Origin of the sequence: Rummeliibacillus pycnus (genome assembly GCF_050459865.1) — a bacterium.
GTDB lineage: Bacteria > Bacillota > Bacilli > Bacillales_A > Planococcaceae > Rummeliibacillus > Rummeliibacillus pycnus_B.
Genome location: NZ_JBCMNM010000026.1, coordinates 122575 through 147293, shown reverse-complemented (window position 1 = coordinate 147293; position 24719 = coordinate 122575). Strand labels below are relative to the sequence as shown.

Sequence of the window (24719 nt, the reverse complement as noted above, 5' to 3'; positions counted from 1 at the left end):
GACAGGTGAGACCCCGCAGGCAGCTAGGAGCTGCCGAGGAGACTCAACGCACGCCCGCGGAAAGCGCCTGTCTGTAGCTGTATACAGAGTGAATTACTATGTATGATAAATTAAATGAAACAACATACCGCATTATTTTTGTTCAAAAGTTGATAAACATTCGTGTTATTTACCTAGAAATAGATTTATGAAATTGACTTATCAGAGAAAAATTTAGAATATGAATCTTGAAAAGTAAATATTAAAATGAAAGGAATCCATGAACAGAATTCTCATGGATTCCTTTTTTGCAATGTTTTAATAAGAATATTGCAATTACAACTGAACCTATTGTTACGGTTGTAATTCCTCCAACAAGCATCGATAGATAATCTTTGCAAATCATATAAAAAAGTGCCAATGGAAAACATATTGTTCCTCATTGGCACCTTTTTCTGATTCAAAATAATTATTTAGTTGATTTTACTGGTTCATCTGCAGTTAATTCAACATTTTGAAGATCATCCATTGTTGCATGTAAGTAGTCAATATTCCAATTTTTTACACGTTTATTGACTGGAATAATCTCAGTTCGGAAGTATGTTGGAATTGTAGTTGCTTGCTCACTCATATAATTTTGCCACTTAGCGAATGCTTCACCACGGTATTTAGGATCCATAGCAGCTTCTGAATCGATATCATTCAATAAAGTAGTTAGCTCATCAGACACAGTACGGCTAAAGTTAAACTGTGCTTCTTTAGAGTATAGACCCATTGGAGATGGGTTAGTACCTGTACCCCATGCAGCCATGAACATGTCGATTTCCTTGTCATCAGCTTGAACTTTATCGTAGAAGCTATTGAATTCGATTGGACGTCCAGTTGTATATTCTACTTTTAGACCAACGTCTTTCCAGTTTTGGATGTAGAATTGATCGATTTTCGCATCTTTATCAGAGCCAGCCATTGTAGCTATCTTAATTGTAAATTCTTTACCCTTTGGATCTTCACGATATCCATCTTTGTTTGTATCTTTATAACCTGCTTCATCCAGTAGTTTTTTTGCTTTCTCTGGATCGTAATTATAGCCTTTTAATGAATCATTATAGAAGCTTTGGAATACCGGCGGAATTAAAGAGTTTGCACGTGTACGAAGTCCATCATAATAAGCTTCTGTTACTTGTTCAATATCCATCGCATAAGCGATTGCTTGGCGTAATTTCACATCACCCATTTTAGCGTTTGGATCTGTAACATTAATACCCTTTTTAGTATCATATTTACCTAATTTGAAACCTAGGTAAGAATAAGCTAATTCATCACGACCTAAGATATCAATATTATCGAAATCTTTGATTGCTTGGTAATCATTTGCTTTATATTCACTTATTACGTCATATTTACCAGCTTTTATTGCTGCTGCAGCTGAAGCTGATGGTACTACTTCTAAAACTACTTTATCTAGTTTTGGTCTACCTTTCCAGTAGTTTTCGTTTGCTACGAATTGAACTGATTCACCATTTACTACTTTATCAACTACGAACGCACCAAGTGTTGCAGGTGTTTTACGCACCGCATCAGATTTTACTAAATCTTTGATTTTGATATCTTTTAATTGATGTTTCGGAGCAGCATAACCCCATAAGCCATCACCACCAGAATAGATTGCTGGTGATATTTTCTTAAATGAAATTTCCATTGTGTAATCATCGACTTTTTTAATACCTGAAATTTCTTTTGCTTTCCCGCTATGGTATTCTTTCGTTCCAACGATGTTTTGGAAATCTGAATCAAAACGAACACCAGTGTAATCTTTATCAGCAATGATATAGTAAGGGAAAATAACGTCATCAATTGTGAATGGTTCACCATCAGACCATTTTACGCCTTCTTTAATCGTTACAGTAGCTTTTTTTGCAGCTGCATCTACTTTTAATTTTCCTAATCCATTATCAGAAATTAAGAAATCTTCTTTTGTAGGGAATATTGAGTTTGATGCATAATTCATAATTTCTGCATCATAATTATCTTCATACAGTTCCCAGTTGAAGATACCTTGGAATGGTGTATCTGTAACTAAACCAACTTTTAAAGTTCCCCCTTTAATTGGTTCACCATCATTTTTTGCTTCAATTGGTAGTAAACTTTTGTCTACTTTTTCTTTACCATTTTCTTTTCCGCCTTCTTTTGCACCTTCTTTAGTATCTGAACCTGAGCCACCACATGCGGCTAGTGCAAGCATTAATGCACAAACTAAAGAAAGTAAAAACCATTTCCTCTTCTTCATCCAATCTCCTCCTTTGTTATCCTAATCTTTGTTTTGCATCAGCTGAACGACGTAAAGCCTGCCCAACATAATTTATGCCTAACATCAATACCAATATTAATATTGATGCTGGTAACCATACCCACCACTTCTCAGATAATACCATTGGATTACTTGCATAACTTACGAGTGTACCTAAACTAGGTGTTGTAGGTGGTAATCCAAATCCAAGGAATGATAAACCTGTTTCAATCCCCACATTCCCCGCAAAGTTTAAAGTCATCTCAACGATTAATATTGAGCTTAAATTCGGCATAATGCCTTTAAACATAATCGCAAAATCACTTGTTCCCATTGTTTTAGAAGCATTCACATAATCTCGTCTAGATTCGGATAATGCTTTACTTCGGACAAGCCTCGCCGTCCCAACCCATAAGAATAAACTCATAATTAATATAAAAGTGATTACATTGTATTTTGGAACAATCGTAACGAAAACAATGATAATCATCAAAGTTGGTAAAGTCATAAAGAAATCAATAATACGCATGAATATATTGTCAATCATACCGCCATAGTACCCAGTAATAATGCCAATTGCTATACCAAGTACACCCGTAATCAGCGTAATAACAATAGCTATCGCAATTGAATTGCGAGCACCAATAATCAATTGACCTAATACATCACTCCCTCCTTGGTCAGCACCAAGGATAAAACCATTCGTACCCGGTTTCGCAAATTCATCTAATAAACTAATTTTCATTAATTTTTCTTGATCGATAAATGGTGCCCAAATTAAAACACCGAAAATTATCATAAATAATATGATTAGCGATAACATCGCAATTTTATCTTTTTTAAATTCACGCCAGATAACTTTAAACCCTGTCGCAGGCGTTCCATCAAGTTCAATCGTTCTCTCTTGTATTTTTTGCATATGAAGTCACCTCTCCTTAACTATTATTGTGGTTTTTAATCTATTCGAATTCTTGGATCGACAATACTCATAATAATGTCGGATAATAGACTACCTAATAATGTTAAGAAGCCAAATAACAATACAAGTGTTGTAATTACACTATAGTCTCGTGCTGAAATCGCCTGTATGAATAGCTGTCCCATTCCTGGATATCCGAAGATTGTCTCAATGAAAACAGAACCACCAAGCAAACCAGTAATCGTAAAGCCTAAGAATGCTGCAATTGGTAAAAGTGAATTTCTGAATATGTGACGAGAATACACTTTTCTCATCGGAATACCTTTACTACGAGCAGTTTTCACATAATCTTGTGTCTTTGCATCGATAATCTCTGAACGAAGATATTGAATAACCCCTGTCGTACCAAGTAAAGCGTAAGTAATAGCAGGTAACAGTAAATGATAAATTTTATTCCCGTAGTATCCCAAAGTTCCGGGATCATATTTTACATCCACAGTTCCTGATGTTGGGAACCATTCAAATTGATACCCGAAAATAAATAAGAAAATCAAAGATAATACAAATGTGGGAATCGCATAGCTAATAAAGCTATAAAGAACAACTGATTTATCAAGTAATGAGTTTTGATAGCGACCAGCCAAAACCCCTAGTGGAATGGCAATCACATATACTAAAATGACGCTAAGTAAAGATAACCATAATGTATTCAAACCACGCTCACCAATGAGTGAAGCTACACTCACTTTAAATGAGTAACTATCTCCAAAGTCTCCATGAAATGCATTTGAAATCCAGTGCCAATATTGTACATACCATGGATCATAGAAGCCTGCAGCTTGTCGTAATTCTTCAATTCGGTTCGGATCCGTTTCTGGTGTAATCAATCCAGTAAATGGATCCCCTGGCATGAACTTTGCCATTATAAATACAAGCATACTTAGTACAAATAATTGAGGAATCATGACAAGTACCCGTCTAATAATTGTTTTCCACATACTATATACCCCCCTTCTCAGTTGCCATCATTGCAACATGGTGTCTTGGGGTAATTTCTTTTAGCGGATAAACTTTCCCATTATCATCATAGTATTTGTGCTGATCTTCGTGATATGAAGCTTCAACCTTTTGACGAATTTTTTTACGCTCATTTCTAGTCTCAGGTTCAATATTTGGAATAGCAGATAATAATCGGTTCGTGTAAATATGGCGAGGATCATGATAAATATCCTCTCTTGTTCCTGTTTCAACAAAACGCCCTTTATACATTATTGAAATATGGTCGCACATATGTCTAACTACACCTAAATCATGTGAAATAAATAAATAGCTAAGACCATACTCTGTCTGAATATCTTTCATAAAGTTTAGTACTTGAGCTTGTACAGATAAGTCAAGAGCTGATACAGGTTCATCAGCAATTATCATTTTAGGATTACACGCAACTGCTCTGGCAATTCCTAAACGTTGACGTTGCCCACCTGAGAATTCATGTGGATATTTGTACATTGCCTCTTCTGACATTCCGACAATTTCTAGAAGTTCAATAATACGTCTACGCTCTTCTTTATCGCTCAAATTTGTAAAGTTACGAATAGGCTCTGCAATAATATCCATTACTCTTTTTCTTGGATTCATACTAGATGAAGAATCTTGGAAAATCATTTGGATCTCACGGTTATATGCACTATTTCGTTTTCGTCGACGATTTGTTACATCTTCACCTTCATATAATATTTGACCAGATGTAATTTTTTCTAGACCGATAATAGCTTTACCTGTTGTCGACTTGCCTGAGCCTGATTCACCTACAAGTCCATATGTTTTGCCTTTTTCAAATTCCATTGATACTCCATCAACAGCGTACACATGATCAACGACTGTGTTGAAAAATCCTCCTCGTACTGGATAGTGTACACATAGATCCTTAATTTGCATAAAGCTCATTAGATGCACCCTCCTTTTCCCCTTTAAAGTGGAAGTGTTTCCAACAGGTACATCGAACAAAATGCCCCGGAGTAATTTCGTGTAATTCTGGTTTTTCCTCATGTGCAGATTCCGAAATCCATGGAATTCGTGCTGAAAAGCGACAACCCGTTCGTGGTAATTTTGTAAGAGAAGGTACCATACCATGAATTACTTCTAGTCGATCCTTTTCGCTATCCGCTTGTGGAATTGAATTTAATAATGAACGTGTGTATGGATGCTTTGGATTCTTGAATAATTCTTCAACTGATGCTATCTCTATAATTTCACCAGCATACATTACTGCTACACGATCTGCTATTTCAGCGACAACACCTAAGTCGTGTGTAATCAAAATAATTCCTGCATCGGTTTCATCTTGTAATTCTTTTAATAAATCCAAAATTTGTGCCTGGATTGTTACATCAAGTGCTGTTGTTGGTTCATCAGCAATCATGATCTTTGGTTTACACGCTATCGCAATCGCAATCATGACACGCTGACGCATACCGCCTGATAACTGATGTGGGAATTGTTTAGAAACAAGCTCTGGTTTATTAATTCCTACCTGATTTAAAAGTTCGAGAACTCGTTTCTGACGTTGTTTTTCATTTAATTTTGTATGGTATACTAACGTTTCTTCAATTTGATCTCCAATCCTCATTAATGGATTTAATGCAGAAAGCGGATCTTGGAAGATAAAACCAATATCATTTCCACGAATTTCATTTAACTCATCTTCTTTAAAATTTACAATATTACGTCCGTTATATAAAATTTCGCCTGTAATTTTTGTATTTCCTGGAGGATGGAGCCCCACAATCGATGTAGCCAATGTACTTTTGCCACATCCAGATTCTCCTACAATAGCAAGCACTTCGTTTTCTTTCAAAGTAAGTGAAACATCATCTACTGCGTCATAGTAATGATCTTTAACTCTGAAACTAGTATGTAAATGATTAATGTTCAATATATTTTCAGATGTTTTCAAATGTATGCCCCCTCCTAAACAAATTGAAAATTCAAAATTTTTTGTTTAATATTTTGTGAGTCACTACGCAGTGTTCAAGCATTAGATATTTCGACTCTCTAAATTTATTATTTTTATTAATATAACATATTTTACAAAAATGTCTATAAAATTTAATATAATCTTTACAATTTTGTTTATTTTCTAAATATATTATAATTTTCCTTAAAGTCTGACAACTCTTTTTGAAATTATATCATAATCATATAACATTACAAACAATAAATTACTTATATTTTACAAATTTCCAAGATTAATATATATATCATATATATTCATTTTGTGTTAGATTATATTACTAAATATTAAAAATGTATTACAAATAAATAAAAAAGGCGATAGCAATTTAATCGCTACCACCTTTTTTTCAGTTTCTTAACGAAGTTCTGCACCTGATTCAGTAAGAGATGCTACTACTTTATCATGTGCTGCTACTACTTCTTCATCAGTTAGTGTTCTTTCTGGAGTTGAGTAAGTTAATGTGAAGGCAACTGATTTTTTGCCTTGTTCCATTTTTTCTCCTTCATAAAGGTCAAAAACCCTTACGTCTTTTAACAATTTACCGCCTGCTTCACGGATGATATCTTCTAAATCTGCCGCTTTTGTTGCACTTTCAACAACTAAAGCAATATCTCGTGAAATAGATGGGAAACGAGGAACTGGAACATATACTAGCGGTTCAATAGAAGCTGCAAGGATTGCTTTTAGGCTTAATTCCATTACATATGTTTCTTTCATGCCATTTGCTTTTTGTTCTGCAGGGTGTAATTGTCCTAAGAATCCAATACGAGTACCATCCAATAAGACATTCGCTGTACGTCCAGGATGTAAACCATCTACTACTGCTGTTTCATATGCAACCCGAGTTGTTAAGTCAAGTTTTGCAAACAATGATTCCAAGATTCCTTTTAATACAAAGAAGTCAACTTTTTTATGCTCACCTTGCCAAGCATGATTAACCCAATCACCAGTCATTACTGCTGCAATATGTTCTTCTTCATGTGGAAGGCCTTCTTCTGTTTCACCTAAGAATACAGAGCCTACTTCATATAATGCTACAGAATCTTGCTGACGTGAAACATTGTAACTAGTAGCTTCGATTAAGTGTGGAAGAATACTTTGGCGTAATGTACTACGTTCTTCACTCATCGGCATTAATAGACGAGTTGTTGGTGCTGTTTCTAATGCGTATTTTTGTGAAAGTTCATCAGAAGTAAGTGAATAAGTTAGTGCTTGATATAAGCCAGAGCCTTGTAGTTGATGATGAACGATACGACGTTTCGCTTGATATGGATTTAAACCACCTGCTTTTGATTCACCTACAGGAACTGTTGCAGGAATTTCATCATAACCGTGTAAACGGGCAATTTCTTCTACGATATCTTCTTCGATTTTGATATCTTGACGACGTGTTGGCGCATCAATATATAGAAGGCCATTCGCTGTTTCAACATCAAATTTCAAACGATTAAGAATAGATACCATTTCATTTAAAGAAATTTTCATACCTAAACGTGCATTGACAAAGTCAGGTGACACAACAACTTTTGAAGGTGTTTTATCTAGTTCATCGATAACGACAGAACCTGATAATACTTCCCCACCTGCTAGTTCAGCTAACATTTGTGCGGCACGTTCTGCTGCAGGAATCACGCGGTTTGGATCGATTCCTTTTTCATAGCGGGCACTTGCTTCACTACGTAAGCCAAGGTCTTTGGAAGTATAGCGAACTGATAAGCCATCGAAATAAGCTGATTCAATAACAACCGTTGTTGTTTTTTCAGTTACTTCAGAATCAAGCCCACCCATTACTCCAGCTATTGCAACTGGCTCTTTACCATTTGTAATGACAAGGTTTTTCGCATTTAATACACGATCTTGTTCATCTAATGTTTTAATTTGTTCGCCTTCTTTTGCTAAGCGAACAACAATTTCACCTGTGCCTATTGCATCGTAGTCAAAAGCATGTAACGGCTGACCGTATTCCATCAAAATGTAATTTGTAATATCAACTACATTATTGTGCGGACGAACGCCTGCAGCCATTAAGTATTGTTGTAACCACATTGGTGATTCAGCAATTTTAACGTTTTTCACAACTTTTGCTGTGTACATTGGATTTACTTCTGGTGCATCAACACGTACTTTTAAAACGTCTTCTGCTTTTTCAGTAGATTCTTCATGTGTTGTTTCTGGAAGTTTGATTTCTTCCGAAAGAATTGCTGCAACTTCATAAGCAACGCCTAACATGCTCATTGCGTCTGAGCGATTTGGTGTTAAGCCTAATTCAAGAACCACATCATCTAAACCTAATGCTTCAATGGCATCCATGCCAACTGGTGTATCTTCAGGTAATACAACGATTCCTTCAGCATATTTTTTCGGTACAACTTTTCCTTCGATGCCCAATTCTTGTAGAGAGCAAATCATACCATTTGATACTTCACCACGAAGTTTACCTTTTTTGATTTTTTTACCACCAACGTAACCATTTGGACGAACTGCAACGATTTTTTGACCTTCCGCAACATTTGGCGCACCACAAACGATTTGTGATAGTTCTTCTTCACCAAAATCTACTTGACAAATATTTAAGTGGTCTGAATCAGGATGTTTTTTCAATTCTTTGATTTGACCAACCATAATTTTTTTAAGGCCATCTGATAAATGATGAACGCCTTCTACTTCAATCCCTGAGCGGGTAATTTTTTCTGCTAAAACTTCCGGTTCTAAACCTTGTAAATCAACATATTGTGACAACCATTTTAAAGATACTAACATCGTTACTCCTCCTTACTCTTCAATACGGTGGAATTGTGATAAGAATCGAACATCATTTGTGTAGAAATGACGGATATCATCCACCCCATATTTCAACATTGCAATACGTTCTGGTCCCATACCAAATGCGAAGCCAGATACTTTTTTAGGATCATAACCTGCCATTGAAAGAACGTTTGGATGTACCATACCTGCGCCAAGAATTTCAATCCAACCTGTATGTTTACATACGTTACATCCTTCGCCTCCACATTTGAAGCAAGAGATATCCATTTCAACTGATGGTTCTGTGAATGGGAAGAAACTTGGACGTAGACGGATTTCGCGATCTTCACCGAACATTTTCTTCGCGAAGATGTCTAATGTACCTTTTAAGTCACTCATGCGAATATTTTCGCCAATAACTAAGCCTTCAATTTGTGTGAATTGATGTGAGTGTGTCGCATCATCATTATCACGTCGAAATACTTTCCCTGGGCAGATAATTTTAAATGATCCACCTTGTTTTTTCTCCATCGTACGAGCTTGAACTGGAGACGTATGTGTGCGCAATAAAATTTCTTCAGAAATATAGAAAGTATCTTGCATATCACGTGCTGGATGACCTTTTGGTAAGTTTAATGCCTCGAAGTTGTAGTAGTCTTTTTCAACTTCAGGTCCTTCTGCAACTTCATAACCCATAGAAATGAATAAATCTTCAATTTCTTCAATGACGCGAGTTAATGGATGTGCGTTTGCCACTTTAACAGGTCGACCTGGTAATGTCACATCGATTGCTTCTTTTTCCAATTGTTCTTGGATTGCTTTTTCTTCGAGTTCTGCTTTACGTTCATCATGGATATGTTGGACTTCAGCACGTACTTCATTGACTAAAGCACCCATTTTAGGACGTTCCTCTGCAGGAAGTTTCCCCATTCCTTTTAATAAATCCGTAATTGGACCTTTTTTACCTAAATATGCAACTCGTACTTCATTTAGTTGCTTCAAATCTTCTGTTGATGAGATTTTTGCAACAACTTCTTCTTTTAGCTGTGTTAATTCCTCTACCATTGCCATTTGTAAAATCCTCCTTCCAAAATAAAACAAAAAATCAGGTGACAAAGTTAAGCCTTTTTATGTGGCGCATATATTTTTAACCATAAAAAAACTCGCCCCCTATAAAAGGGACGAGGTTCTGTTCGCGTTACCACCCTAGTTATTGCATAAAAATACATGCAATCACTTCATTGACTTAACGGCGTTTCACCGGCACACCTTTACAGTAATTATTACTGGTCCCGGCGGCTGCTAACGGGGTGAACTTCCATTAATCGACACAATATGCACGCTTTCAGTCCATGACGTGCATTCCCTAATTTGCTTGAAAAATGTACTTTTCCCGCTCATTGCATTTCTTTATATCATTTATACTTTTTCATTATACGTAATTCAGTTCTTTACTTCAAGTTTAGATTTCATCTGTTGCGAAATAATAAAGAACAATGCCAGTTGCCACAGCTACGTTTAATGATTCTGCTTTTCCCATAATTGGGATAATAACATTCTTGTCTGTTTTTGATAATAAATCTGCATTTATGCCGCTTCCTTCATTGCCCATGATCAGTGCAAATTTACCTTCTTTATTAACTTGATTGTATAGTACAGCATTTTCTAATGCAGTTCCGTAAACTGGCACACCTTTTTCTTTTAATGAATCGATCCATTCACTTAATTCCGCACGAATTACAGGAATATGGAAAATTGAACCTTGTGTAGAACGTACTGTTTTTGGATTAAATGGGTCTGCAGAACCTTTTCCAAGAATGATTGCATCAATACCTGCTGCATCCGCTGTACGTATCATCGTGCCGACATTCCCTGGATCTTGAACAGCATCAACTAGTAATAGTTTTGTCCATTTATTTTGCTCTTCATCAGAAACAGTAGGTTGTTTGACTTGAGCGAATATCCCTTGTGAATGCTCAGTTTCTGCAAACTCATTTGCAACTTGAGCAGTTACCTCCATAACAAAGATATTATCTATATTCCAACTTGCTGGAATTTCAACATCTTCACGCACGATTAAATTTAAAATTTCGGCTTCATTTTTTATCGCTTCTTCTACTAAATGAAAACCTTCTATTATAAATTCACCAGAACGATCACGTTCTTTTCTTGTTGTAACTAACTTTTTCCAATACTTCACAAGGGAATTTTGTGGAGATTCGATTCTTTTCATGTATACTTTACCGCCTTTATATAGTTAAATCGTTAAAATAATTTTGCCAAACTGATGATTTTCTTTTAAATAGTCAAGTGCAGCTTGAGCGTCATCCATCGTAAAACTACGATCCAAAATTGGATGCGTATCATACTTTTCAAGGTGTTCAATGCAAGCGCGGAATTCTTCACGGCTTCCTAACGTTGTGCCATAAAGTGTGTATTGACCATAGAAAAATTGTCGTAAGTCAAAATCTACAACGTCCTCAGTCGTTGCACCAAACACCACTATTTTACCACCCTTTTTCAAAACAGCCAAAGAACGATTAAAAGTAGCACGACCTACACTTTCAATAACAAGATCAATTTTTTCGTGTTCAAGCTCTTTTTCCCAATGACTACTTGTATCAATTGCGATATCTGCACCTATTTCTAAAGCTGCTTTTCGTTTTTCTTCAGAACGTGAAGTAACGATCACTCTTGCACCTACATTTTTTGCCATTTGGATTAAAAATGTTGCAACACCACTTCCTGCTCCTGGTATAAATACTGTTTGGCCTGCCTTGATTTGTCCTTTTGTAAATAAAGCACGATAACCTGTTAATGGAGATATACCAATCACTGCTGCTTCTTCAAAGGATAGATGAGATGGCTTTTTCTCAAGCTGTTCTGCAGAAATCGCAATTTTCTCTGCAAATGTACCATTATCAGGTAAACTTAAAATTTCGAAATCTTCAGGTGGGATATCCGATTCTTCATACCAACGTAGGGATGGGTTAATAATTACTTCGTCGCCTATTTGCCACATAGCGACACCTTCACCTAGTTCTTCAATAACACCCACTGCATCTGAACCAAGGATTAATGCTTCACTGTCATTACCTAATCTGCCTGGTGTATAGAGATCACGTCGATTCAGTCCTGCAGCCTTGATTGTAACTAATACTTCCCCTGCTTTTGGTTTTGGTGTAACGACTTCTTTTACTAACAATTTCCCCTTTTCAAAAACAACAGCTTTCATAGTCAAACACTTCCCCTTCGTATATAGTTTTTTACACGAAAAATGGTTCAATTCAAAAATTCTTTTCTTTTATAAGTTTACCAAATGTATGTATAACAATCGAGTTGCGAAACAAAATAACATTAGGAGGGATGTCAAATGAATTTCCAAATTCGCGATGCGATTAAGAAAAATGTCTCAGGAAATAGCCCAGATCAATTAAAGGATATTGTGGAAGATGCAATTACTCGCGGTGAAGAGCATTTACTTCCAGGTCTTGGGGTATTTTTCGAAGCATGGTGGCAAAATGCGGACAAAAAAGAACAAGACCATTTTATGAGTGAATTATCTAGAGCATTAGCTTAAAGAATGCATGTAGTCCCTTTAATGGACTACGTGCATTTTCTAATTCAAAATGTATTTTCTTATTTCTACGTAGTAAATTAGATTTTGAATAATAACCACCAATATAAGTAAAAACGCTATCCAAATTTTAGGTAAAAAAACAGCAATCGTTAGTATCGGTATTGCACAACTTAAAAATGTATATACTTTACGTGTAGCATTATTTGTTACTTGTCTGAACATCTCATCATCTTCTATATATTCACCTGGTGTTAAAGAAAACATGTTCATTTTAAGATTAGGGTTTTCCTTATTAAACTGTATTGTTTTTAATATTACAAGAATACAAGTTACTACAAAAAGAAAAATTCCGCATAAACTAATCAAACCTAGTATATAGTCCATCTTAAAGGAAAAAATCAAATCTTTATCAAACCATCTAATTTCACTTAATAGCATTGGGATGATAATTGCCCCCAATCCAACAATCGCTGCAATATTCCATAAAGGCATTTGAACTCGTAAATCTTTTGTCATTCTTTTTCATCTCCCTTTAACCAAAATAATTCATCTACAGTGGTTTGTAATTCTTTTGCAAGTTTCAGAGATAATGTGATGGATGGTGAAAAGCTTCCCTTCTCTATAAATCCTATCGTTTGTCGTGTTACATTTACACGTGCACCAAGCTCTGATTGTGAAAAACCATATCTTGCACGAAGCTCTTTCACCCGATTACAAAGCAATTTCCGCACCCTCTTCTATGTTAAGTATTCTACACTAAATGTAATGTATACTTAACATTTTGTCAAATAAACATAACAAATCAAGAAATCTTCATTCCAATTTATCTTTAGCTGATCTATAATAATTAGAAAATACAGATTTTTCTAACAAGAAAGAGGCGTGTATAAGTATGTTAACAATTGAAACAGTAGTATCTGCTTTAAAAGATATTTTATCTGATGAGCAAGTCTCAGTTAATGAAACCATTCGTGAATTACATAGCAAAGATGAATCTTATCATAAAGGGCAATTACCAGATGTTGTTGTTTTTCCATCTTCAGCAAAACAAGTTGGCGATATTTTAAAAATTGCGAATGAGTTTGAAATAGCGGTTATTCCATTTGGTCGTGGTTCAAGCTTAGAAGGCCATGTCATACCTGTAAAAAGCAGTATTACAATCGATTTCTCTTTAATGGATAAAATTCTAGAAGTTCGACCGGAAGATTTACTTGTTCGAGTACAACCTGGTGTTACCCGAACTCAATTGAACAAAGAATTAAAAAAACACGGACTATTCTTCTCAGTAGATCCTGGTGCAGATGCTACTCTCGGCGGTATGGCTGCTACAAATGCAAGTGGTACGACCGCTGTACGTTATGGTGTTATGCGAGATCAAGTACGTGATTTAGAAGTCGTGCTTGCAGATGGTCGCATTATTCATACGGGAAATTTAGCAGCAAAATCATCTTCTGGTTATCACCTGAATGGTCTTTTCGTTGGTTCAGAAGGTACACTCGGTTGTTTTACTGAACTAACATTGCAAGTATACGGTATTCCAGAATTTGAAATGGCAGCTCGAGCTGTTTTTCCTTCAGTAAAAAGTGCAGTAAATGCTGTTACTTCCATTCTTCAAGCAGGCATTCCTATTGCACGTGTTGAATTAGTCGATGAACGCTCGATCGAACAAGTAAATCATTATAGTGAAACAAATTATGCTCTAAAACCAACACTCTTTCTAGAGTTCCATGGTAATGAAGCAGGCCTTCAGCAGGACGTTGAATTTACTAGAGAAATTATGAATGACAATGGTTGCTTAGAAATTGAATTTGAAACAGATACCGCTGCTAGAAATAAACTTTGGGATGCTCGTCATAACTTAGCGTATGCTTTTATCCATGGCTATAAAGGAAAAAAATTAATGAGTACAGATGTCTGCGTTTCTATCACAGATTTAGCGGATGCAGTACTTTTTGCTCGAGCAGAGTTAGAAAAAGTGGGGTTACCAGGTGGAGTTGTTGGCCATGTTGGCGATGGAAATTTCCATGCATTAGTGATGATGGATATGAATGATACAAAAGAAATCGAAAAAGCAAAACAATTTAATCAATCTTTAGTACATTTCGCAATTGAACGCGGTGGTACATGTACAGGTGAACATGGCGTTGGAATTGGTAAAATGCAATATCAAGCCAAGGAACACGGCGCGGCTCTTGATGTAATGAAAGCAATTAAACTAGCACTAGACCCAAAGAATATTATGAATCCTGGGAAACTTATCGACATAGCAAAATAATATTTTTTGAAATTAGAAATTCAAAAACACCTTTCTATTAGATTATCCTCTAATGGAAAGGTGTTTTTGTTTGGTTGATTTTCTGCTGAATCTATATTTTTTGTACTCATGATGCTGAAGTAGAAGTAGATTTTCTTCCTAAATAAGCTTCGACTATACGATGGTCTTCCAACAGATTAGAAGCTTTACCTTCAATAATAATTTTCCCCGTTTCCATAACATAACCATAATCAGCTATTTTCAATGCTTGCTTCGCATTTTGTTCAACAAGAAGAACGGTTGTGCCAGCATCTTTTATTTCTTTAATAATTTTAAAGATTTCAGCTACGATTAATGGCGCAAGTCCCATTGAGGGCTCATCTAATAATAATAGTTTTGGCTTTGACAGCAAGGCACGAGCAATGGCTAGCATTTGTTGTTGACCACCAGAAAGAGTTCCAGCTAGTTGTGACTTACGTTCACGTAAAATGGGGAAACGATCCATTACTTCTTCAATTTCTCGTTCAACATTTTTATCCTTTCGATGGTAAGCACCCATATCCAAGTTTTCCATAACCGTCATACTAGATAAAATGGCACGTCCTTCTGGAACTATAGCAATTCCTTTTCGAAGTAATTGATCAGGGCGGAATCCAGTCACATTTTCTCCTAAAAATTCAACAGAACCCTTTTTAGGCTTAAGTAGCCCTACAATTGTTTTCATTGTAGTCGACTTTCCTGCTCCATTTGCACCTAGAAGCGTAACAATTTTCCCTTCTTCTACATCTAAACTTATCCCCTTCAATGCTTGAATTTGCCCATAAAAAGTTTCAACATTTGATACTTTAAGCAATGTCATCTTCCTCCTCTTTCCCAAGGTAGGCTTCAATAACCGCTTCATTATTTTGAATTTCTAGAGGTGTACCTTCCGCTAATTTTTTCCCAAAATTCAATACTGTGATTCTGTCACATATCTTCATGATTAACGGCATATCATGTTCAATTATGAGTACTGTAATTCCTCTTGCCTGTACCTTTTTAATCAAATCAAATAAACTATCCGTTTCCTTTTCATTCATCCCTGCTGCAGGTTCATCTAATAACAATAATTTAGGATCACTTGCTAGTGCACGAGCAATTTCCAATCGTCTTTGCTGACCATAGGCTAAGTTTTCAGACAATACATCCTTAAATTCTATCAATCCTACTAACTCCAATAATTCTTCAGCCTTTTGCTTTAGTTCTTGCTCCTCTTTACGTTGCAGTTTTGTACGTAATACACCTCTTATGACCCCTGATTGAGTTCGACAATGCCCTCCAACCATTACATTTTCTATAGCTGACATCTGAGTGAAAAGTCGTATATTTTGATACGTACGACAAATACCCTTTTCTGTTATTTTATATGGTTTTATAGCCGTGATATTTTCACCATTTAAAATAATCTCTCCAGAGGTAGGTGAAAAAATATTTGTAATTAAATTAAACATCGTCGTTTTTCCCGCACCATTTGGACCAATTAAACCGTATATCTCTCCTTCATTGATTGAAAAAGAAACATCCGTCAAAGCGGAAATCCCTCCAAAGTTTTTAGATACATTTTGAATCTTAAGAACCATGAACATCTTCCCCTTTTACTCGTTTCAACTTTTTAAACCAGTTTAAAACATTCAGATCTATAATTCCTTGAGGGCGAATTGCCATTAATAAAACAAGAAGCACCCCATAAATGATATAACGATATTCACTTAGGAATCGTAAAACCTCTGGCATTAACGTTAAGAAAGATGCACCGAATACAGATCCTGCAATCACTTCACTACCACCAAATACGGTAAATATTAATATCTCTACTGCTCGATGATACGCAAAATCAGACGGGGATATATAACCCATTACGTGGGCAAATAACGCTCCTGCAAGTCCTGCAAATACAGCACTTTGTGCAAAAGATAATACTTTATAATAGGTAATGTTAATACCCATTGATTCAGCTGCTTTTTCATCTAATTGAATGGCTGAAAAAGCTCTACCTACACGTGATTTTCTTTGTCGAGCGATAAACCAAATAATCAGAATCGTTATCACTAACAAAATAAGAAACACACATAGTCCTGCAAATTGGCTATTTTGTAAACCTAGAACTGTCGGATTAAATCCTTTATCTCTTGCAAAGTACAAAATACTTCTACTAATTTGTGGAATATTCGAAATACCAACTGCTCCATTTGTTAGGGATTCCCAGTTTACAAAAATAACTCGAATTACTTCACCTAATCCAAGTGTTGCAATTGCAAGATAAACACCTGATAATCGAAGCGCTGGGATTCCTATTAAAATACCAAGAATTCCTGCTACTGCTGCTCCAACCAATACACCTACTATTATAGGTAATTCGAAATGAATCGTTACCAACGCTGATGTATATGCACCAATCCCCATAAAGCCCGCACTTCCTAAGGATAATTGGCCTGAAGAAAGCGTGATATACACACTAATTGCCAAAATGATATTAATAAGAACAAAAGAAGCTATTTGTAATTGATATGGATTTAAAATTTCAGCTAACATATGATTACCTTCCTTCTGTAGATGTCTTTGAACCAAAAAGACCTTGTGGTTTTAATAGAAGAATAAAAATAATCATAATAAAAGCTATTGCGTCTCGATAACCTGAATCTCCATAAGCAACAAGGACAGTTTCTGACAATCCAAGAATTAAACCGCCAGCCATGGCCCCTTTCACATTTCCCATACCACCTAAAATAATGATGGCTAATCCCTTCAATCCAATAGATAATCCCATTTGAGGATTGACAGAGTTAAATGCCATTCCTACTAAAACTCCAGCTATACCACCCATTGCCGATGCAATAATAACTGTCATCGTAATCGTACGTTTCGTATTGACACCTAGTATACTTGCTGTCTCTAAGTTTTCAGCTGTAGCACGCAATGCTTTTCCGGCTTTTGTTTTAGAAAGCCAGAAAGAAAGTCCCATCATTAAGACAATGGAAATAACAAAGATGACAATTTGAACTGCATAAATCGTAACGGAACCAATATGAATACTAAGTTCCGCAAAAGGTGTACGGAATGGTTTGTTTCCAGCACCAAATAAATGATGTGACATATTTTCTAGAAACATAGATACACCAATGGTACTAATTAAAGGAGCTAGATGTGAAACCCCTTTTTTCCCTCGTAGTGGGCGCAAAGAAATACTCTCCAATAAATAGCCCAATATTGCTGTCACGATAATTGCAGCTAAAAACCCTAACCATAACGGCCAACCTAAAACACCTGTAGTCATAACACCTACATAAGCACCTACCATAAAGATTTCACCATGTGCCATATTGATAATGCCCAATACGCCAAATACAAGGGTAAAACCGAGTGCTACAATTGCGTATATACTCCCTAACGTAATCCCATTAATTAATTGCTCAAGTAGCAAAATAAATCACCCTCTAACTCAATTTTGTGTGACCGAGTATGAATAAAAAAGAGTAAAATATGATTCTTAATCTTTTTTATTCATTTCAATACGGCAAGCTTTGACTGTAATCCAGTCAAAGCTTGTAAATAAATTAATTGAATTCAGCAAATTTTCCGTCTTTTATTTCGACAACTTTAGGTACCATTACTACGTCACCCTCTTTGTCAAATGAGAACTTACCTAGAATGCCTTCAAAATCTTTTGTCTCTGCTAATGCTTTATGGAATGCTTCACGATCTGCTTTTCCAGCTCTTTTCAATGCATCTGAGTAGATATATAAAGCATCATACGCTTGTGCAGCGAATTGATCTGGTAACTTACCGTATGCTTCCTTGTATTTGTTATTAAAATCAACAACTTTTTGTTCTGTTGAATCACCAAACCACGGTGTAGCCACAACTAAACCATTTGCAGCATCTCCTGCAATTTTAATAACCTCTGGAGAGTTAAATCCGTTACCACCAACGAATGGTACATCAATACCCATTTTACGGGCTTGGTCCATAATAACAGCACCTTCATTATATAAAGCTGAAGCTAAAATAAAATCAGGTTTTTTACTTTTAATTTTCGTTAACTGTGCATTGTAGTCACTTTGGCCTTTTTGGAAGGTTTCAGTTGTTACGATTTCTAAGCCCATCTTTTCTGCTTCTTTTTTCATCGTATCATAACCGGATTTAGTAAACACATCATCATTTCCATAAATGATCGCTACTTTTTTAGCACTAGTTTTAGATACTACTTTTTCCATAGCTGCAGGGATTGCTAATGCTTCTGGAATTGAATTTCTAAATACATAATCCCCAATTTGAGGAATACCTTCTGCTGTTGTAGATGTCCCCATAATTGAAATTCCTTCTAAATCCGCTTCAGGAGCTACTACTTTAAATTCCGTACTTAAAGTCGGTCCCAAAAGAGCAACGATGTCATTATCACTCATTAATTTTTGTCCTGCTGATAAAGCTTGTTCTTGCTTACCTGCAGAATCTTCGGTAACAAGCTCGATGTTAACATCACCTTGAGCATTGATCTCTTTTTGAGCTAATTTAAATCCATTTGTAATTGCTTCACCATAAGCTGCACCTGCGCCCGTCATGTAAGCAATTACGCCAAATTTTGCGTTAATTTTACCATTAGATTTTTCACCACTTGAATTTTCATTACTACTTGATTTTGCTCCGCATCCTGCTAGTACAATCAACATCAATGCTGAAACGAATACTAGGATTTTTCTTGTCATCTTCTTCATATGTCCCCTCCTAAGGTTTAGTATTAATGTAAATACTATTCTATTAAATTACATTTACAGGAATATGTAAATAGAAATATCTCAATTATTAGTATTTTCTGATATTAATTTTTATTTATTTTTACTAGTAATTATTAATAGCACATAAAAAAAACAGGGCTGTCCACTATACGGTCAGCCCATCTATGTTGAAATATTTATAGTAATTATTATTCACCTAAAATAGAAGCAAGTACTGCCTTTTGTGCATGTAGACGATTTTCTGCTTGTTCGAAAATAAAAGAGTTTGGCCCATCAATAACAGATGTAGCCACTTCTTCTTCACGATGAGCTGGTAAGCAGTGAAGGAACATATAATCTGGTTTCGCATGTAATACAAGGGAATCATTGATTTGATAACCTTTGAAATCTTGTAGACGTTTTGCTGTCTCCTCTTCTTGCCCCATAGATGTCCAAACATCTGCGTAAATAACATCTGCATCTTTTGCTGCTTCAACAGGATCATAAGTATGTGCAACTGTACTTCCATTTTCTAATGCAATTTCAGCTGCTTTTTTCATAATCTCGATATCTGGTTCATAGTTTTTCGGTGTTGCAACAACAACATCAATTCCAACATGAGCACAAGCAACAACAAGTGAATGTGCAACATTATTACCGTCACCGATATAGGCGAGTTTTAATCCTTTTAGTTCTCCTTTTTCTTCAGCAATAGTTTCTAAATCAGCTAAAGCTTGGCATGGATGAGCTAGATCTGTTAAACCATTAATAACAGGGATTGAAGAATGTTCTGCAAGTTCTTTTACCATTTCATGTGAGTTAGCACGAATCATAATTCCATCTAAGTAGCCTGATAATACGTGACCTGTATCCTGAATAGATTCGCCACGGCCAATTTGTAAATCGCGTGCATTCATATACATCCCTTTACCACCTAGTTGATTCATCCCAACTTCAAACGAAATACGTGTACGAGTTGAATGTTTTTCGAAAATCATTCCTAGTGTTTTGCCTTCTAATAACGGTGGACAATTTCCTTCTTTTGTAATCACTTTTAACTTCATCGCAAGATCAAGTAATCCTTTAACTTCCTCACTTGTGTAATCTACAAGTGCAAGTAAATCTTTATTTTTTAAAGATGTTACCAATTTAAGTTGAACAAGTTCTAATAATTTCATTAAAATCGCTCCTTCATTTCTTTATGATAATGACCATTATACATATGTATAAATATTAAATCAATTGTATTTTTATGTTTTTTCAAAAAAATTAAAATCCTCCACTAAACATAGCAAAGGATTCTAATTAAAAGATATCTCACCTATTTTCACAGTCATCTCAAATGAAGGTTTCTGTATATGAATGAATATATATAAGATTTAAAAATACCTCCTAACAATTTCGTTAGAAGGTAGTTAATAGCTAAGTTTTATGAATTTATAGAAATGGCAAAAGTGAATTGGTCTTTTACTCGTTCTTTCCACTTCTAATTATTTCTATTCACTTTTATTCAAACATAATCTTTTTGACTGTTTCGCGATCCAGTTTTTTAATGACTTCAATTACTAATTTTACTGTATTTTCAAAGTCATCACGATGTAAGATTCCTGCATGTGAGTGAATATAACGTGTTGCAATACCAATGGATAATGCGGGTACACCATTTGCTGTTAAATGGATGGACCCTGCATCTGTACCGCCTCCTGGAATTGCTTCATATTGATAAGGAATTCCTTTTTCTTCTGCAGTATCTACAACAAGATCACGTAACCCTTTATGAGCAACCATTGAAGCATCATAAATAATAATTTGTGGGCCAGCACCCATTTTACTATTTGACTCTTTTGAAGTAATTCCAGGAGTATCTCCTGCAATACCTACATCAACTGCAAAGCCGATATCAGGATTAATCTTATGAGTAGCCGTTTTAGAGCCTCGAAGCCCTACTTCTTCTTGAACTACTCCACAGCCATAAACAATATTAGGATGTTTTTCGTTTTTTAATCCTTTTAATACTTCGATAGCAATAGCACAGCCGATACGATTATCCCAAGCTTTTGCTAGCAAGTGTTTTTCGTTTTTCATCACTGTAAATTCAAAATATGGTGTAACCATATCACCAGGTTTTACACCCCAGCTTTTTACTTCTTCTTTAGAAGTTGCACCAATATCGATAAACATATCTTTAATATCATATGGTTGTTTACGTGCTGACGCAGATAAAATATGAGGTGGTTTGGAACCAATGACCCCAACAATTGTTTCACCTGTACGTGTTATGACTTGCACTCGTTGAGCAAGCATAACTTGAGACCACCAGCCACCAACTGTTTGGAATTTTAAAAAGCCTTTATCATCAATTTGAGTAACCATAAAGCCTACTTCATCTAAGTGGCCAGCTACCATGATTTTCGGACCATTTGGATCGCCTACTTTTTCTGCAATGACAGAACCTAAATTGTCATTTTCTACTTTGTCCGCAAATGGTGTAATATATTTTGTCATAATGTCGCGAGATTCTTTTTCGTTGCCAGCAATTGCACGTGCATCGGTTAATTCCTTTAACATTGTTAATGTTTCATTGTATTGAACCATTATTTCGCCCCCCTAAATAATTAGTACTCGTTCATTATAATCCCAATTGTGGATAAATTCAAAATAATATTTAGAATTTTCCGGATGATCCAAATCCTTGTTCTGAGCGTGTTGATTCGGAAACTTCTGCGACTTGTTCTACTTGCACTTGAAGAACAGGTGCTATAACCATTTGTGCAATTCTCATATGCTTTTCTACTACGAAATCCTCTTTACCATGATTAATTAATATGATTTTGATTTCTCCACGATAACCTTCATCGACAGTTCCAGGACTATTTAGTACTGTGACAGAATGTTTTAGAGCGAGACCACTTCTCGGACGAACTTGAGCTTCTGTACCTTTAGGTAGTTCAATGATGATACCTGTAGGAATTAATGCTGATTCTCCTGCTTTGATTACTTGTTCTTCTACTGCATATAAATCTAACCCTGCATCTCCTGGATTAGCACGAAATGGCATTTTCGCATCTTCATGAATTAATCGTACTTTTAATGTGTAGTCCATCGTTTTACCTACCTTTTTTCTAATAAAAGATTTATCCTTATCCATCGTATCGGAAAAGATAGCAGTTGAAAAGAAATAATGTCAAGATGAAGGTTTCTTGATCTAATTGCTTGTTATATCAAAAAGTAAATCACAATAATTGCTTCAAGAATCGCTAATATTGTGAATCCACATACAAAATTTAAGTGACGTGTTTTATGATGAAATATTATCATTCCTAGCCAAGTACCTGCCGCTCCTCCCATACATGCGATCAGCCACAATCTTTTTTCCGGAATACGCCATCGATTATTCATAGCTTTCCATTTATCAACACCCATAACAATAAATCCAACGATAAACATAATCATCAAATAACTATTTAATAGAATAGATAAATCAGTATACATAGCATCCTCCCAAGTAAACTAGATAGATTTATATAAAAAAGCATATAGAGAAATGATTCTCTATATGCAAAAGTTGTAAATAAATTAAATTATATTTTATAAATCTTATCTCGCTGCTACATAAGATTTGTTTGCTGTAATATAGTTACCATTTGATAATTTTAATCTTGGAGTACCAGCAGATGTAAATGAAATGGATTTAACTGCTAATTTTGTACCTTTTGCCAGAGATTTTCCTCTTGTTGCTGACGTAAAGCTTGTACTGTTATATTGGTAAACGTTTTTCGTTAGTTGAACTGTACCAGGATTCACATAAATATAATTAGCAATCGATGGAGTCACAGCTCTTACATAGTCTTTACTTGCTGTGATGTATGAACCTGACAGCGTTTTTAAACGAGGTGTACCACCTGAAGAATAGGCAAGATCTTTAATGCTCAATACTGTATTTTTCTTAACACCAACTAGTCTCTTATCTAAATTTGCATTGTTATAAGCATATAAATCTGATTTTACTAGAATTTTGCTTGGTGTTTTTGTGTAGTATTGATCAATATTAGATGTAACTTTTACAACATAGTCTCGATTTGCAGTTAAATACATGCCATTTGTCAATTTTAGTCTTGGTGTACCAGCAGATGTTTTTTCAATACCTGCTACATCGATTAAAGTATTTTTTGGAATGGCTTTTCCTTTTGTTGCAGTTGTAAAATTTTTAGATGAATATTGATTCAATTGAACTTTGGTTGCAATTTTACCTGGGTTTGTTGTGTAATATCTTGGTCTACTTGCAGTTGTAATATCGCTTTTACCTGTAAGATAGCTCAAACTTACATTAGGATTTAGACGGTTTAAGTCAACATATGTACTAATTCCTGCTACTCTTCCTTGGTCAGTATACTGCCATAAATCATAGGGATGTGATGGAGGAACTGTACCATTGTTGTATCGTGGAATCCAAACAAAATCGAATTTAGATGTATCTAAGTTAAATTCATCATATAAATGGTTAGCAATGTAAAGCCCAATTTTCTTATCTGTTTTTGTACGTAATTGCTGAACATATGCATTAATGATTGTGCGCATGCTTTCGCCTGATTTACTCGTATTTTGTTCTACATCAAGTACGTAGAAATCCGCATCTTTACTAGCACGATTATAAAAATTATTTGCTTCTGCTTTTGCATCACTTGAGGATTCTGCCAAACTATATGAATATACACCGAATGGTACCCCATATTGCTTAGCACCAGCTTCATAAACCTTATGCTTTGGATCCTCAAACGTACTACCATATTGTGTTCGGATTATGACTAGATCTAGAGCTTTACTAGCTTGGCTCCAATTAATATCCTTTTGATAATACGAAATATCAGCAATAACAGGCTCTGATGAAGCTGTTTTCAAAAGATTTTTTGTAATAGGTGCTGTTTCCCATTTGGTTGTATGATCTGGATTTGCAGGTGCAAGTTCTTCTGCAGATGCGGTATGTACAGTGACTAAACATGCAATTATCATGCAAAGCATCACTGCTAAGTTCCTTATAGCTTTCACTTTTCTCTTCTCCTTCTATGTATTCTAACAAATTCTTAGATAAATCTGTGTTAACTAAAGAATACCAAAAATTGATGTCATAATATAAAACAACTTGTCTTCAAATAGATTACAGAAGTTACATTTATCTTACAATTACTTA

At 35.4% G+C, this 24719-nt stretch carries 23 protein-coding genes and 1 other annotated feature; of the genes, 2 read left to right on the top strand and 21 right to left on the bottom strand.

Annotated elements, in window-relative coordinates:
• Positions 1-448 precede the first annotated feature (448 nt).
• From ABE048_RS07655 to ABE048_RS07615, 9 genes are all read right to left on the bottom strand, one after another.
• A complete protein-coding gene (locus tag ABE048_RS07655; protein WP_430310336.1) occupies positions 449-2266 on the bottom strand; it encodes an ABC transporter substrate-binding protein in 1818 nt (605 codons plus the stop codon).
• 16 nt (positions 2267-2282) lie between these two features.
• The gene (locus ABE048_RS07650; protein ID WP_430310335.1) at positions 2283-3185 is read right to left on the bottom strand and encodes an ABC transporter permease; all 903 of its coding nucleotides are present in this window, start codon (positions 3183-3185) and stop codon (positions 2283-2285) included.
• Between the two features lie 35 nt (positions 3186-3220).
• Positions 3221-4183, bottom strand: a complete 963-nt coding sequence (opp4B, locus tag ABE048_RS07645; RefSeq protein WP_430310334.1) for an oligopeptide ABC transporter permease — start codon at positions 4181-4183, stop codon at positions 3221-3223.
• Between the two features lies 1 nt (position 4184).
• Entirely contained in the window at positions 4185-5132 is a 948-nt protein-coding gene (locus tag ABE048_RS07640; RefSeq protein ID WP_430310332.1) for an ABC transporter ATP-binding protein, read from the bottom strand.
• Entirely contained in the window at positions 5113-6141 is a 1029-nt protein-coding gene (locus ABE048_RS07635; RefSeq protein WP_430310330.1) for an ABC transporter ATP-binding protein, read from the bottom strand. Before ABE048_RS07635 ends, ABE048_RS07640 begins: the two co-directional genes overlap by 20 nt.
• A gap of 414 nt (positions 6142-6555) precedes the next feature.
• Complete coding sequence (pheT, locus tag ABE048_RS07630) at positions 6556-8961, bottom strand: phenylalanine--tRNA ligase subunit beta (protein WP_430310328.1); 2406 nt, start codon at positions 8959-8961, stop codon at positions 6556-6558.
• A gap of 12 nt (positions 8962-8973) precedes the next feature.
• Entirely contained in the window at positions 8974-10011 is a 1038-nt protein-coding gene (gene pheS / locus ABE048_RS07625; RefSeq protein WP_430310347.1) for a phenylalanine--tRNA ligase subunit alpha, read from the bottom strand.
• Positions 10012-10120: 109 nt separating this feature from the next.
• Positions 10121-10356 (bottom strand) — a binding site (T-box leader).
• Positions 10357-10408: 52 nt separating this feature from the next.
• Positions 10409-11179, bottom strand: coding sequence for a TrmH family RNA methyltransferase (locus ABE048_RS07620; RefSeq protein ID WP_430310327.1), 771 nt, complete (start codon positions 11177-11179; stop codon positions 10409-10411).
• A 24-nt stretch (positions 11180-11203) separates the two neighbouring features.
• On the bottom strand, positions 11204-12181 hold the full coding sequence (locus tag ABE048_RS07615; RefSeq protein ID WP_430310346.1) for a zinc-binding dehydrogenase: 978 nt from the start codon (positions 12179-12181) through the stop codon (positions 11204-11206).
• Between the two features lie 138 nt (positions 12182-12319).
• Here ABE048_RS07615 and sspI point away from each other — a divergent pair, with 138 nt between their 5' ends.
• A complete protein-coding gene (gene sspI / locus ABE048_RS07610) occupies positions 12320-12526 on the top strand; it encodes a small acid-soluble spore protein SspI (RefSeq protein ID WP_397539562.1) in 207 nt (68 codons plus the stop codon).
• Positions 12527-12565: 39 nt separating this feature from the next.
• On the opposite strand, the gene ABE048_RS07605 is transcribed toward sspI, so the two are convergent.
• Entirely contained in the window at positions 12566-13042 is a 477-nt protein-coding gene (locus ABE048_RS07605) for a hypothetical protein (RefSeq protein WP_430310325.1), read from the bottom strand.
• Positions 13039-13248, bottom strand: coding sequence for a helix-turn-helix transcriptional regulator (locus ABE048_RS07600; RefSeq protein ID WP_430310323.1), 210 nt, complete (start codon positions 13246-13248; stop codon positions 13039-13041). Before ABE048_RS07600 ends, ABE048_RS07605 begins: the two co-directional genes overlap by 4 nt.
• Positions 13249-13418: 170 nt before the next feature.
• Between ABE048_RS07600 and ABE048_RS07595 the strand changes: the two genes are divergently transcribed.
• A complete protein-coding gene (locus ABE048_RS07595; protein ID WP_430310321.1) occupies positions 13419-14801 on the top strand; it encodes an FAD-binding oxidoreductase in 1383 nt (460 codons plus the stop codon).
• 106 nt (positions 14802-14907) lie between these two features.
• On the opposite strand, the gene ABE048_RS07590 is transcribed toward ABE048_RS07595, so the two are convergent.
• The 10 genes from ABE048_RS07590 to ABE048_RS07545 all read right to left on the bottom strand — a co-directional run bounded on the left by ABE048_RS07590 (position 14908) and on the right by ABE048_RS07545 (position 24577).
• Entirely contained in the window at positions 14908-15633 is a 726-nt protein-coding gene (locus ABE048_RS07590) for an ABC transporter ATP-binding protein (protein WP_430310319.1), read from the bottom strand.
• On the bottom strand, positions 15626-16399 hold the full coding sequence (locus tag ABE048_RS07585; RefSeq protein ID WP_430310318.1) for an ABC transporter ATP-binding protein: 774 nt from the start codon (positions 16397-16399) through the stop codon (positions 15626-15628). The genes ABE048_RS07590 and ABE048_RS07585 overlap by 8 nt, the downstream gene beginning before the upstream one ends.
• Complete coding sequence (locus ABE048_RS07580; RefSeq protein WP_430310317.1) at positions 16389-17351, bottom strand: branched-chain amino acid ABC transporter permease; 963 nt, start codon at positions 17349-17351, stop codon at positions 16389-16391. The genes ABE048_RS07585 and ABE048_RS07580 overlap by 11 nt, the downstream gene beginning before the upstream one ends.
• Positions 17352-17355: 4 nt before the next feature.
• Positions 17356-18240, bottom strand: a complete 885-nt coding sequence (locus tag ABE048_RS07575; RefSeq protein ID WP_430310316.1) for a branched-chain amino acid ABC transporter permease — start codon at positions 18238-18240, stop codon at positions 17356-17358.
• Between the two features lie 133 nt (positions 18241-18373).
• Positions 18374-19531, bottom strand: a complete 1158-nt coding sequence (locus tag ABE048_RS07570) for an ABC transporter substrate-binding protein (protein ID WP_430310315.1) — start codon at positions 19529-19531, stop codon at positions 18374-18376.
• Between the two features lie 209 nt (positions 19532-19740).
• Positions 19741-20709 (bottom strand): ornithine carbamoyltransferase, encoded by a 969-nt coding sequence (gene argF, locus ABE048_RS07565; RefSeq protein ID WP_430310313.1) that lies wholly within the window; start codon positions 20707-20709, stop codon positions 19741-19743.
• A gap of 328 nt (positions 20710-21037) precedes the next feature.
• The gene (locus ABE048_RS07560; protein WP_430310312.1) at positions 21038-22126 is read right to left on the bottom strand and encodes a M42 family metallopeptidase; all 1089 of its coding nucleotides are present in this window, start codon (positions 22124-22126) and stop codon (positions 21038-21040) included.
• A gap of 70 nt (positions 22127-22196) precedes the next feature.
• The gene (gene dut / locus ABE048_RS07555; protein WP_430310311.1) at positions 22197-22634 is read right to left on the bottom strand and encodes a dUTP diphosphatase; all 438 of its coding nucleotides are present in this window, start codon (positions 22632-22634) and stop codon (positions 22197-22199) included.
• 113 nt (positions 22635-22747) lie between these two features.
• Complete coding sequence (locus tag ABE048_RS07550; protein ID WP_430310309.1) at positions 22748-23023, bottom strand: DUF1294 domain-containing protein; 276 nt, start codon at positions 23021-23023, stop codon at positions 22748-22750.
• A gap of 105 nt (positions 23024-23128) precedes the next feature.
• On the bottom strand, positions 23129-24577 hold the full coding sequence (locus tag ABE048_RS07545) for a DUF5776 domain-containing protein (protein WP_430310307.1): 1449 nt from the start codon (positions 24575-24577) through the stop codon (positions 23129-23131).
• Positions 24578-24719: the final 142 nt, after the last annotated feature.

What these genes read in the sequence shown, in the direction of transcription:
- ABE048_RS07655 (WP_430310336.1), bottom strand. Translation starts at nt 2,266, where the DNA reads ATGAAGAAGAGGAAATGGTTTTTACTTTCTTTAGTTTGTGCATTAATG.
- ABE048_RS07650 (WP_430310335.1), bottom strand. Translation starts at nt 3,185, where the DNA reads ATGCAAAAAATACAAGAGAGAACGATTGAACTTGATGGAACGCCTGCG.
- opp4B (WP_430310334.1), bottom strand. Translation starts at nt 4,183, where the DNA reads ATGTGGAAAACAATTATTAGACGGGTACTTGTCATGATTCCTCAATTA.
- ABE048_RS07640 (WP_430310332.1), bottom strand. Translation starts at nt 5,132, where the DNA reads ATGAGCTTTATGCAAATTAAGGATCTATGTGTACACTATCCAGTACGA.
- pheT (WP_430310328.1), bottom strand. Translation starts at nt 8,961, where the DNA reads ATGTTAGTATCTTTAAAATGGTTGTCACAATATGTTGATTTACAAGGT.
- pheS (WP_430310347.1), bottom strand. Translation starts at nt 10,011, where the DNA reads ATGGTAGAGGAATTAACACAGCTAAAAGAAGAAGTTGTTGCAAAAATC.
- ABE048_RS07620 (WP_430310327.1), bottom strand. Translation starts at nt 11,179, where the DNA reads ATGAAAAGAATCGAATCTCCACAAAATTCCCTTGTGAAGTATTGGAAA.
- ABE048_RS07615 (WP_430310346.1), bottom strand. Translation starts at nt 12,181, where the DNA reads ATGAAAGCTGTTGTTTTTGAAAAGGGGAAATTGTTAGTAAAAGAAGTC.
- sspI (WP_397539562.1), top strand. Translation starts at nt 12,320, where the DNA reads ATGAATTTCCAAATTCGCGATGCGATTAAGAAAAATGTCTCAGGAAAT.
- ABE048_RS07605 (WP_430310325.1), bottom strand. Translation starts at nt 13,042, where the DNA reads ATGACAAAAGATTTACGAGTTCAAATGCCTTTATGGAATATTGCAGCG.
- ABE048_RS07595 (WP_430310321.1), top strand. Translation starts at nt 13,419, where the DNA reads ATGTTAACAATTGAAACAGTAGTATCTGCTTTAAAAGATATTTTATCT.
- ABE048_RS07585 (WP_430310318.1), bottom strand. Translation starts at nt 16,399, where the DNA reads ATGGTTCTTAAGATTCAAAATGTATCTAAAAACTTTGGAGGGATTTCC.
- ABE048_RS07580 (WP_430310317.1), bottom strand. Translation starts at nt 17,351, where the DNA reads ATGTTAGCTGAAATTTTAAATCCATATCAATTACAAATAGCTTCTTTT.
- ABE048_RS07570 (WP_430310315.1), bottom strand. Translation starts at nt 19,531, where the DNA reads ATGAAGAAGATGACAAGAAAAATCCTAGTATTCGTTTCAGCATTGATG.
- argF (WP_430310313.1), bottom strand. Translation starts at nt 20,709, where the DNA reads ATGAAATTATTAGAACTTGTTCAACTTAAATTGGTAACATCTTTAAAA.
- ABE048_RS07560 (WP_430310312.1), bottom strand. Translation starts at nt 22,126, where the DNA reads ATGGTTCAATACAATGAAACATTAACAATGTTAAAGGAATTAACCGAT.
- dut (WP_430310311.1), bottom strand. Translation starts at nt 22,634, where the DNA reads ATGGACTACACATTAAAAGTACGATTAATTCATGAAGATGCGAAAATG.
- ABE048_RS07550 (WP_430310309.1), bottom strand. Translation starts at nt 23,023, where the DNA reads ATGTATACTGATTTATCTATTCTATTAAATAGTTATTTGATGATTATG.